General features: G+C 39.2%; 8 protein-coding genes. All 8 read left to right on the top strand.

The window, feature by feature from the left end; translation table 11 throughout:
* Positions 1–510 precede the first annotated feature (510 nt).
* The 8 genes from hpsA to HUN01_RS20600 all read left to right on the top strand — a co-directional run bounded on the left by hpsA (position 511) and on the right by HUN01_RS20600 (position 11604).
* Entirely contained in the window at positions 511–5205 is a 4695-nt protein-coding gene (gene hpsA / locus HUN01_RS20635; protein ID WP_181927766.1) for a hormogonium polysaccharide biosynthesis protein HpsA, read from the top strand.
* 29 nt (positions 5206–5234) lie between these two features.
* On the top strand, positions 5235–5957 hold the full coding sequence (gene hpsB, locus HUN01_RS20630) for a hormogonium polysaccharide secretion pseudopilin HpsB (RefSeq protein WP_181927765.1): 723 nt from the start codon (positions 5235–5237) through the stop codon (positions 5955–5957).
* Positions 5958–6113: 156 nt separating this feature from the next.
* The gene (gene hpsC, locus HUN01_RS20625; RefSeq protein ID WP_181927764.1) at positions 6114–7118 is read left to right on the top strand and encodes a hormogonium polysaccharide secretion pseudopilin HpsC; all 1005 of its coding nucleotides are present in this window, start codon (positions 6114–6116) and stop codon (positions 7116–7118) included.
* 37 nt (positions 7119–7155) lie between these two features.
* Positions 7156–7827, top strand: a complete 672-nt coding sequence (locus tag HUN01_RS20620) for a prepilin-type N-terminal cleavage/methylation domain-containing protein (protein ID WP_238845512.1) — start codon at positions 7156–7158, stop codon at positions 7825–7827.
* 196 nt (positions 7828–8023) lie between these two features.
* Positions 8024–8983, top strand: a complete 960-nt coding sequence (gene hpsE, locus HUN01_RS20615) for a hormogonium polysaccharide biosynthesis glycosyltransferase HpsE (protein WP_181927763.1) — start codon at positions 8024–8026, stop codon at positions 8981–8983.
* Positions 8984–9004: 21 nt separating this feature from the next.
* Positions 9005–9997, top strand: coding sequence for a hormogonium polysaccharide biosynthesis glycosyltransferase HpsE (hpsE, locus tag HUN01_RS20610; RefSeq protein ID WP_181927762.1), 993 nt, complete (start codon positions 9005–9007; stop codon positions 9995–9997).
* 4 nt (positions 9998–10001) lie between these two features.
* Positions 10002–11075 carry a glycosyltransferase gene (locus HUN01_RS20605; RefSeq protein ID WP_181927761.1) on the top strand — a complete coding sequence of 358 codons (1074 nt, stop codon included), beginning with the start codon at positions 10002–10004 and terminating at the stop codon, positions 11073–11075.
* Entirely contained in the window at positions 11041–11604 is a 564-nt protein-coding gene (locus HUN01_RS20600; RefSeq protein ID WP_181927760.1) for a pilus assembly FimT family protein, read from the top strand. The genes HUN01_RS20605 and HUN01_RS20600 overlap by 35 nt, the downstream gene beginning before the upstream one ends.
* Positions 11605–11610 lie beyond the last annotated feature (6 nt).

Raw genomic sequence — 11610 nt, 5'->3', positions numbered from 1 at the left:
ACCAATAACCCTTAACTCAAGCGTAGTGGTTTATAACCACCCTTTTTAACTTTATAAATGACCTCTTAATAAAGGTAATGTAAACAACAAGATTCCCGACTTCTCTAAGAAGTTGGGAATTTTGGCTGAACATCTGATTATTTTGCACCCACCTGATATTTTTCCTTTAGCCGATGGGTATTATAAGCTTACTCTGCTAACAACATCTTCATAAATTCGCTTTCAAATAAAATACATTTCCGCAATTTTACTGTGAAGTCATGCTCCTGTTCTTTATAAGACTTGAATTAAATAATTATGAGAAAATCAGTGTTTACCGGATAAAATCAACAATTCATCAATGATATAACTTTAAATAAATTGTCTTTTGTTGTAGCTACATTATTTGGAGTTTATTAAAACCAGATGCAGTAGTTAAATAAATAAAATCTCATTCATGCCTGTATTTTTTTATAGGTATGAATGAAGATGCCAAAAAAACTAGAAAATCCACTTGACAGGAAAGCAGCTATGTCTCGAAAACGTCAGCTATTCAAGGCGATTAAAAAAAACTTCGCACAAATTAGCAAGCAGTTTTTATCTGCAATTAACAAGCAAATTATTTGGCTTTTACGGGCTTGTTTTGGCACTAGAAGAAGACGCGGGTCAGAAAATGCTGGGTTTTTGTTACCGACAGTGGCAATGGTTTTGATAGTAGTCGTCTTATTGACCACTGCCATTTTGTTTCGGTCTTTTGAACGTTCCAAAAATGCTAGTAATGTCCGGGTGAACGAGGCTGTGCTTAACGCTGCGACACCAGCTATTGACAGAGCTAGAGCAAAATTAGACAAGCTATTTGAAGACCGTAGATTACCACGAGCTACACCGTCAGATACAGCTTTGGAGAGTGCCTTAAAAAATTATTTGAATGAATATACTTTTGGGGATGAAACTCAGCTAAATCTTAACTATACCAGTCAAACAGCACTACCAACTGCATGGATGTTCCCCATTGATACCAATAACAATGGGAAATTTGACAGCTATACTCTTTATGGAATTTATTTCCGAAATCCGCCTATAACTGGTGGTACATACAGTCGCGCTAGAAATCCTCTAGAAGCCAGAACTCCCCCCATGACCTCTGGTAGTATAAGCAACGGTTGTGAAGATACTCTAGGAACAAGTGCTACTTTAGTTGGGAGTACTGGCTGGTTTAATATTGCTGGTAAGCTCAAAAAAAGCTTTTTTGTCTACACTGCTAATGTTCCCATTACTAACCTACCAACGGCTGATCAAGATAAATACGAAGTTTTCACAGGGAATAAAGGTTTTTCGGGTTTAGAGTATCAACAAGACCGTATACAACTACCGCTAGTTAACAATGCGGTGGTTTATGAAGATGATATAGAACTTACACCTGGACCAACATTTAACCTAAATGGACGGATCTTGACTAATAGTAACTTACTGACTGGTAGCGGTTTTCAATTTGTTACGCTTTATCAGGTTAGTAGTAGAGATTCTTGTTTTTATGATGATGAAAATGCCAAAATTATTGTAGGTGGCAATTTAGCAGCAGGTCTTTTCACTGGTGATGACGATTTAAATAACAGTACTGGAGTGCATTTATTCCAAGGCAAAGGAGTTAATCCCAATACCGCTTCTGGTGTTAAAGATAACAAATCAGTTAATGGAATACCGAAAAATATTGCCTATAATAGTCTAGCTTATGTACAGCGTATCAATCTCTTAGTGCAAGCGCAGACGGCTAATAATGCATCTACTGATCCACAGGAAGTCAAAGATGGCATTACACAGCAACTAAAAGTCTTAAATCTAACTGCTGCCACTGCCTCCACAGAGCAACAAGCTACTATTCGTAATAACCAGCTAGGACTTTACTTTAAAAAACGTACCCGCCGTGTACCTTATAATGAAGTTGCCTTTGGTATAGATGCAGTAGGAACTTATACTACTGCTACAGTACTACAAGGAAGTGGTGAGTCGCTGCGTCCACCGGACACCTGGGTTTATCCCTTTGATCCCAGTGATGGTAAAACTAGGACTAATTATGCCAATTTAACACTCAAACCTAATACTTCTGATAATACTAAGTTGTTACCTAGCGCTACAGAGCCAACTAAGCAGCAACAAGTAGGTAAAGAACAATACGTTGGCGATCGCATTTTGCTTGGTAACAATCTACCTGCATTGTGGTGGAATGGGACAACATTTATCGGTTCAAACAGCACAGATACCCAAAATATTACAGGTATTAACTGGGACGATCCGTCAACTGTAAATCGCAATCGTCGCAGTCGTGTACAGCAACTAGCCGATTTAGGAACTGTTGAGCGAGATGGAGATTGGGAATCAGCAGCTTCTAAAATACCAACTACTCTCCAAGATCCTGTAGGCGGCTTACGGGTAGTGACTGGTGCAGGAATTTATTTACCTGAAGATTTCACTGTTAGTACTGTCAAAGCTGACTTGGACAAGGCTTTAAACTCAGCTTTTGGTGGTACAAATAGAATTTGGTCAGATTTGATGCCTGTGCCTAATACTATTGACATTAATGCTGGTGATAACTCAATTCAAGATACCCGAAATAGCAATATAGCATTACCAATCATTACTCCTCCGTCTCCTACTCCTCCACCTCTTAAGCCTTATACGCCGTATTTACGGATGAGGGCTACAGCAGTTTATCACTACCAAAAGAGTGGCTACAATGCGCTAACCCCTGCACCCATTGCTTGCATAAGTAACTTCTACGACCCTACAAGTTTCACGACAGCTAAGAACCTCAATAGTCTTCCATCTGCGTCTGGGACAGTTTTTATACCAAATTTTATCTATGACAAAGCCGCAGGTGGTAAATCTCATAATGGTATTGTCTACGCACCTCCGACAAAGGCTGTTTCTGACTATTCAGATTTACTAAACTATCAAGCTAGTTTAAGGTATCCCAATGGGCGGTTGGTAAATGAAGTACTGAGCAAAGCTCTGCCAAAAGTAACAGCAGGTTCCTCTTTGACACTCTCAGAGCAGTCTGCTATTGATGCTGCTATTTGTGCCATTCAAATATTAGATGGTACTATCGGCAATCCAGATAATAGTGTCATCCCTCACGGCGCAATTTACGAAACTGCCTTTTTAGATGCAAGGCAGATTAAGGCAATTCACAAAGATGTAGATGCAACAACTCTTCTCAGCACCCCAGGTGTACAAACATTCACCAACGCCGATGGTGTCAATGGAGATGGGACTGGAACTGTAGCAAACCCGAATACACAATACGAACTCGCCAAAGAAACCCGCCAACCACTTGAAATTCGCGCCACTGTCTTAGACTATAATGCGCTACGGCTAAAGGCTTATGGTAGTGCAACACCACAGGAATACTTAATTCCCAATAGCGGTATTATTTACGCTACACGGGATGATGCCCTTTTAGATTTGAGTGCTAATTCTAGTAATGGTAAAGACGTACAAAAATCAAATAGCTCGGTAGACTTTAAACTTGATCCAACTCGCCGTCCCAATGCCATTATGTTGAGAAACGGCGACCCCACTGGCAACCCCAACGGAAGTCTCTGGCGTGTTCAGACTTACAGAGATGTAGAAAAAGGCTTGATTTTAGCCTCTAACTTGCCTGTATATATTAAAGGCGACTTTAATAAACATACTCAAGAAGAGTTTACTACAGCTCTAGCTAGTGATTTGAGCAATTTCTACTCTCGCACGGCAGCAACCCGTAATAAAAACTTTGCTTGTCGTACTGGTGACGCTAGACTACCAAACTGTACCACTGGGGACGCATGGCGACCTGCTAGCGTTTTGTCAGATGCGATCACACTTCTTTCTAATAACTTTGAGTTGGGCTACCGCAACGATGGAGACTATGACCTAAATAATAACCTGGGGGACGCTAGTTCCATTATCGGTAATGCAACTAGTACTCCCGTTATTCCCGGATTTCAGAAAAATGGGTTTGCTACCAACAACACTAATGTCATCAATGCTTCTTGGTATGGTACTGACGGCTTACCCAAAGACCTTGATACTACTAAAACTGGTACTCAAGGTAGTTCTTACCTCAATAATTTTGTTACACCAATTCAGCGAAGGAAAAATGCCCCAGAGTATTTAATGGAGGTATGTCCGAAACTACCTGCTTCAGCTTGCGACCCGGCTACTGATTGGTGGGTAACACTACCTGGCGATGCTACATATCCAGGAGGTATTAGAGCCTCTGATACTACCAACTCTCTCGGCTTGACATTTGACATTACTAAGCATAAGGCTGCTACAACAGCGGTGTCACCTAATGCCAATTATCTGAGCTATCCTCGCCGTGTTGCCTTTCTCCGTGATACAACATCTGGAGTACTCACGGTTGATGGTAGTAATAAACCAACCATTATAGGTATCAAGGGTGGCACAATAACTCAATTTCCACTGAGTAGTTTTAATTCTACCAATAGGCCAGATTCCAAAGATAATGCTCTATGGTTCCAAACAACTACTGCTAATGATGATACTAAACCGCCAAAGTTTACTCTAGGCTCAGGTACAAGCGATCAACCAATTTTATCGCCAGTTTTGCAAATTCAAGTGGCTTTTGGCACTGATGAAACTATATCACCAACATCAACTAGCAGAATAGGCCCTAGCAATACACAAGATAGTTATTGGATACAATGGGCAACACCTACCACCTTTAACCTAGCCGCAGCAGGCGGAGACACCCCAGCTCGTCCTACAGAAGATAATGGTGGTTTACACAACTTTGTCCGCTTCCTGGAAAATTGGAACCCAACTGGCGACTTAAACGCAGCTGTTGCAGCTATAGTTAACGGCTCTTTTATCCAAAGAACTCGTAGTGTCTACGCTACTGCACCATTTGTAGCATTCTTAAATAATTCCCCCACTATTACCAGTAGTCCTCCTACTGTATATCCGATCGCTAATGCTGGTGGTCAAATACCTTTTTATCAAGCTCCTAAACGGCAGTGGGGTTATGATGTCGCTTTGCTGTCGCAATCACCAGATGCATTTTCGCAAAAGTTAGCGATAACACCAGATGACAAACCCAATGAATACTTCCGGGAAGTTGGTCGAGATGACGTATGGGTGCAAACGTTGTTATGTGCCAAAAAAGCCTCAGACAACACTAATGCCGTCGATACCAGTCAACTTCCTACCTCTGGCTGTAGTTAATCTTTAATTCCTAGAAACGGTGAGTAACTATGATTAAGCACAAACAACAGCAAGTAAGTCAACCATCTGGTGAGTCTGGTTTCACAATTATTGAGTCGTTGGTAGCAATGCTAGTAGTTACTATTTTACTGGCAGCGATCGCACCTACAATCGTCATTGCAACAGCAACTCGTGTCCAATCAAAACGCGTAGAACAAGCCACACAAGCTGCCAGAACTTTCATTGATGGTGTGAAAACGGGAGCCGTGACAGCCCCTACTACCACTATTGAACCCAATGGAACATTAGCTGGCAATTTACTTACCACCACAAATATGCCAGTTCCTGGACAAGCATCAACACCACTAACATCGCTATATTGCGTGAGAAAAGATGGAAACAACAACCTAGTTATTATTGACCCTGACTGTACAAGCAATACAGACAAGATATTTTACATTCAGGCTGTAAAAATTGTAGTAACAGGAAGCAACCCAATTGATAGCACAGGTCTACCAAAAGATGGTTATCGTCTGGGAATTCGGGTTTATCGGTCAGATATTGACCTTACTAAAACTGTCAAAGCTAGCGATGCTAGTATTGCAGGCCAGTCCAAAACAACACAAAACACTTTCACTGGCTCTTTGGGCGATCGCCAATCTCCACTAGTGGAAATGACCACTGAAATTGGCTCTAGAAACACTTCCTTCAATGCACTGTGTCAGCGTCTTGTTATTACTAGTAATACTACTAGTAACAACACTTGTAATTAATGACTTCCAAATAAAAAAATACTCAACTACTTTTTGTGGGGTGGGCATCTTGCCCGCCTTTGGCTACGGTCAGGTAAGATGCCCACCCTACAAGATTAGATATGTACACCACCATTCGCTAGATATATTTCTATCACTAAGGGGCAGACCGTAGTTATGAAGAATTTACTCAGATTTCTTCTCAGCATTCAGCTGAAACACTCTAAGTTTGTTCAGCAAGTTAATGGTTTTACCCTGATAGAACTTTTGGTAGCCTTATTGCTGGCATTCCTGGTAATTACACCACTGCTAGGATTCATGGTTAATATTCTCAGTACAGATCAGAAGGAACAAGCAAAGGCAAATTCTGAACAAGAAATCCAGACGGCAGTTAATTACATTGCCAATGATTTACAACAAGCTGTCTACATATATAATGGAGCTGCACTGACTAACAATTCAAACACTGTCCCAGCAAGCTCAGGAATTCAAGACCAAATCCCGCCTGTGAAAAACGCTGGTATTTGTGATTCTTCTAATAATACTGTTACTTGTAAACCTATTTTAGTGTTTTGGAAACGCAAATTTATCCAACGCGCCACAACAAGCACAGATGATACTTTTGTTTACTCACTAGTTGCTTACTATTTAATAAAAGACAATAGTACTACTTGGTCAAAAGCGGCTCGTATTGCCAGATTTGAAATTAGTGATGGAATTCTGGCTTCTGGCGGTGTCAGTTGTGGTACTGACTATCCCAATGATAAATATCTTGACGCCAACAACTGCCCCAATCCAGGTTTTCAGCGTTTTAACCTGAATCTGCCAGGTGCCGCAGGTATAAAACAGCAAATGAATTCATGGAAAAAAGTCTCGTCAGCTTACACTCAACAACCTTTAGTACTAATTGATTTTATCGATCAAACCCCTATTACTTCAACAACTCTTCCTTGCACGGAGCAACCACTTAACTCAACCATAAATCCAACACTTAGCTCAGGTACTTTTATGGGCTTTTATGCTTGTGTTGATACTGCCAATACAACAGCACAGGTGTTTTTACGAGGCAATGCACTAGCTAGGTTGCAAAATAGCAATTTTGATTACTCTTCAAATAACCAAACTTACTTTCCAACAGCAAGTGTCCGCGTGCAGGGACGTGGATATTTATATACTAAATAAACTTCAGAATAGACAACACAACTAATAGTGGGGCATTATGGGCAACCTAACTTTAAAGTTATTCCACACTAGGATGTGTGATAAAAACACCAAAGAGCGATTTCATTCTCAAGACGATACTGGTTTTACTTTAATAGAAGTGATTGTAGTGGTGCTAATAATCGGAGTTTTAGCAGCGATCGCAGCTCCTGGTTGGCTAGCCTTTGTAAATCGACAACAAGTAAATAAGGCTAATGATGCTGTTTTTGCTGCACTACAAGAAGCACAGCGCGAAGCTAAAAACAAAAAACTTAGCTACAGTGTTAGTTTTCAAAAAAATAGCACAACTCAAAATGTAGAGGTTGCTGTTTATCGTACCGATATTGGAATCAGCACATGGAAACCTTTAGGGACAGATGTGGGAGCCGATTCTAAGAAATTACTGCTGGGCGGAAATCTTAATAGTAGTATTGCGAATACTACTACTAATTCTTCTGTATCTTACCCTTTAAATGCATCAGCAAAAATTACCTTTGACTACATGGGGACTTTACCAAATGCAAACTTTGGAACAATTATTGCCCCATCGACAGAGCCACCTGGGTTAAAAATAGTGGTAGCTATACCAAGTTCTGCAAATCCTACATTGGCTAGTAGCGTAAAGCGATGCGTCGTTGTGAAAACTCTCTTAGGCTCAATGCTCACAGCAAAAGACGAAAAATGCGATTAAGTAACTTAGTGTAGCAACTTTTATTAAAAAATACGTAATAAGACTGTACATAAAACTGCACGTTGATAGCAAAATTGAAACATCACGTGCATTTTTAATGTTTGATACATCTATTTAAAAGCCACTGATAAATTAGCCATTGGCTGAACATATAAAAAGCGCCCTAATTACAATATCAAAATGTAACTTTTGTCAAATGACTGAAAACCTTGATATTACTGTAGCTATCCCAACTTATAACGGTGAAAGTCGTTTGCCTGAACTACTAGAACGACTACAAAACCAACTTCACACCGAAAATTTATCTTGGGAAATTATAGTTGTAGACAATAATAGTACTGATAACACAGCTAAAGTTGTTCAAAACTATCAAAATAGTTGGCAGTGTACTTACCCTTTAAAGTATTGCTTTGAAGCAAAGCAAGGCGCTGCTTATGCCAGAAAAAAGGCAGTTGCAGAAGCTAAAGGTAAATTTATAGGTTTTCTAGATGATGACAACTACCCAGTATCAAATTGGGTATTTGCCGCTTATACTTTTGGTGAGAAATACCCCAAAGCGGGAGCTTATGGCAGCCAAATTCACCCGGACTGGGAAGTAGAACCACCGGAAAACTTTAAGCGGATTGCTCCATTTTTAGCAATTACAGAGCGGGGCAATCTACCGCTATTATATGAAGCGTCTAAAAAATTACTGCCACCCTCTGCCGGACTTGTTGTTCGTAAACAAGCGTGGTTAGAAAGTGTGCCAGATAAGTCTATTTTAACTGGAAGAGTTAAAGGCAATATGCTTACCAGCGAAGACTTAGAAATGTTGTCTTATATCCAAAAAGCTGGATGGGAGATTTGGTATAACCCAGAAATGGAAATTTCTCATAAAATCCCAGAATCTCGTTTACAAAAAGATTATTTAATTCCGTTTTTTCGAGGTATTGGACTTAGCCGTTATGTAACTAGAATGGTTAATATAAAACAGATATATAGACCAGTAGCTCTTTTATCTTATATGATAAATGACCTGCGTAAAATTTCTTTTCATTTATTAAAATATCGAACTAAGCTAAAACAGGATTTGGTAGTTGCTTGTGAAATGGAACTTTTTGTAAGTAGTTTAATTAGTCCTTTTTATCTTTGGAAAAATGGATATTTCAAGAAATAAATTATCAACATATTAGGTATTATGACTGAATTAGCAGTTGAAAATTTAGATGTTAGCATAGCCATACCTGCATATAATGGAGCAACTCGATTACCTAAAATTTTAGATAAACTCTTATCCCAGACAGGAGTAGAAAATCTTAATTGGGAAATTATTATTGTTGATAACAATAGTTCTGATAACACATCTGAAATCATCCAGAATTACCAAAACATATATGATGGGAACTGTCATTTAAGATATTTTTTAGAATCCGAACAGGGAGCAGCTTTTGCACGATTGAGGGCTGTACGTGAAGCTAAAGGGCAGCTAATCGCATTTTTAGATGATGATAACTTACCTGCACCTGATTGGTTAGCAGAAGCATATAAATTTGGCTTAGAGCATCCTCAAGCAGGTGCTTGGAGTGGACAGATTCATGGTGATTTTGAAGTAAAACCACCAGAAAATTTTGAAAAAATTCAAGCTTTTTTAGCTATCAGGGAACATGGTTCAAATCCACATTTGTTTGATGCGGATAATTTAAGACTTCCTCCTGGTGCGGCGCTTGTTGTTCGGAAAGAAGTATGGCGCAAAAATGTACCACAACGACCTAATTTAAGTGGCAAGCTGCCTGGTATTTTGGTGCAAGGTGATGACTATGAACCATTGCTTTACATACATTATGCAGGCTGGCAAATTTGGTATAACCCTACGATGCATACTTATCATCAAATACCACATTGGCGACTTGAGAAAGATTACCTCCTAACTCTGGCACGCGGCTGTGGCTTGTGTATTTTCCAGTTACGCTTGATAAATACCAAAAATTGGCAAAAACCAATAGTGTTTATAAAAACTATTTTAGGAAATTTACGCCGAGCATTACAGCACTTGATTCAGTATAGAGGGCAATTTAAAAGTAATCTAATTGCTCTTTTTGAGATGGAGTTTTACTTAGCTAGTATGATGAGTCCTCTTTACTACTTAAAATGTCATTTTGGCAGAGTATTAAAAAATAAATTAGCCCTATAAAATTATGAAAACCAGCAAAAAATTGGCAAAAATCTCTGTAATTATCCCTGCTTATAATAGTGAAAAGACTATTAAGCAGACAATTCAATCTGTTTTAAATCAAACTTTTACTAACTTAGAATTAATTGTAATTAATGATGGTTCACAAGACTCAACTTTAGAAGTTGTTACACAAATCCCAGACTCAAGAATAAAAGTATTTTCCTATTCCAATGCTGGCGGAAACGTCAGCCGTAACCGAGGGCTACACCGTGCAGTTGGAGAATTTGTTAGTTTCTTAGATGCAGATGATCTTTGGACACCTGATAAACTTCAGTCTCAGTTCAAGGCTCTGCAAGAAAATGTTACTGCAAAAGTTGCTTACAGTTGGACTGATTATATTGACACAAATGGTAAATTTCTACTTTCAGGTAAGCGGATTAATGTAAATGGAAATGCTTATGATCAGTTGTTATTAAATAATTTTCTAGAAAATGGTTCAAATCCCTTAATTTCTAGAAAAGCTTTAATTACATTAGGTGGCTTTGACGAATCTCTCAATGCCGCCCAGGATTGGGATATGTGGCTGCGATTAGCCTCTAAGTTTGATTTTATATGTGTACCATCTATACAAATCTTATATCGTATAAGTGCTAATTCAGTTTCCTCCAACCTTGTTAGGCAGGAAAAAACCTGTTTGCAAGTGCTTGAGAGAGCGTATAAAGAAAGACCTTCTCTACCAGAAGCTACGCGAACAACACTTAAACAAAGTTGGAATATAAGCCTAGCAAATTTATATAAATACCTGACCTGCAAAGCCTTACAAGAACCGTTTAATCGGCAAAAAGGTCTAGCAGCTGCTAAATTTCTGTGGAAGTATTTTCTTAACGACCCCTCAAGAATTCAGAATATAAATTTCACCTTAAAATTGCTGTTGAAAATTGTCATAATTTTTACTTCGCCCACCTTGCTCTACAGTATTCTTAATCGGCGCGAAGTCAGAAACCAAGAAGCTGAAACATTGCTCAACATCTGGGTAGCTGAAAATCGACCAGAAAGCAAAAATGGATACCCAGGTGCATTTACGATCTCTAGTTAATGCAAAAATTCTCTGCAACAAGAACTCTAACAGTGGTTTTAGCTTACCAGAGATGTTAGTAGTTCTTCTATTAATTGGTATATTAGCTACGATCGCAATACCCAACTGGCTAGCTTTTGTGGAGACTCGCCGTCTCAACACTGCTCAAAACGAAGTCTATTATGCTATGCGCCAAGCTCAAAGGCAAGCCACCAAGGACAAATTGACTTGGCAAGCCAGCTTTCGTGAACAAAACGGCATCGTTCAATGGGCGGTTCATCCTGCTACATTAAACCCATCTAATGCTAACTGGAATAACTTAGATACCAATGTTCGCTTAGATTCTGAGACAAACTTTCAATCATCACTCAGTACTGTACAAGAAGTTAGATTTGACTACAGAGGTAACGCTAAAGATTTAGGACGGATCGCGCTATCGATTAAGTCTGGTGGTAAAACTAAGCGTTGTGTGATTGTTTCTACGATTTTAGGAGCAATGCGAATGGGCAAAGATAATTCGATAGCTAAAGACAATAAGTATTGCTATTAAGATATT

The sequence above is a fragment of the Nostoc edaphicum CCNP1411 genome, assembly GCF_014023275.1.
Lineage (GTDB): Bacteria > Cyanobacteriota > Cyanobacteriia > Cyanobacteriales > Nostocaceae > Nostoc > Nostoc edaphicum_A.
This window is presented reverse-complemented; position numbering and strand designations above follow the sequence as displayed.

Coding starts and splice junctions, on each gene's coding strand:
- hpsA (WP_181927766.1), top strand. CDS start 511: ATGTCTCGAAAACGTCAGCTATTCAAGGCGATTAAAAAAAACTTCGCA.
- hpsB (WP_181927765.1), top strand. CDS start 5,235: ATGATTAAGCACAAACAACAGCAAGTAAGTCAACCATCTGGTGAGTCT.
- hpsC (WP_181927764.1), top strand. CDS start 6,114: ATGAAGAATTTACTCAGATTTCTTCTCAGCATTCAGCTGAAACACTCT.
- HUN01_RS20620 (WP_238845512.1), top strand. CDS start 7,156: ATGGGCAACCTAACTTTAAAGTTATTCCACACTAGGATGTGTGATAAA.
- hpsE (WP_181927763.1), top strand. CDS start 8,024: ATGACTGAAAACCTTGATATTACTGTAGCTATCCCAACTTATAACGGT.
- hpsE (WP_181927762.1), top strand. CDS start 9,005: ATGACTGAATTAGCAGTTGAAAATTTAGATGTTAGCATAGCCATACCT.
- HUN01_RS20605 (WP_181927761.1), top strand. CDS start 10,002: ATGAAAACCAGCAAAAAATTGGCAAAAATCTCTGTAATTATCCCTGCT.
- HUN01_RS20600 (WP_181927760.1), top strand. CDS start 11,041: ATGGATACCCAGGTGCATTTACGATCTCTAGTTAATGCAAAAATTCTC.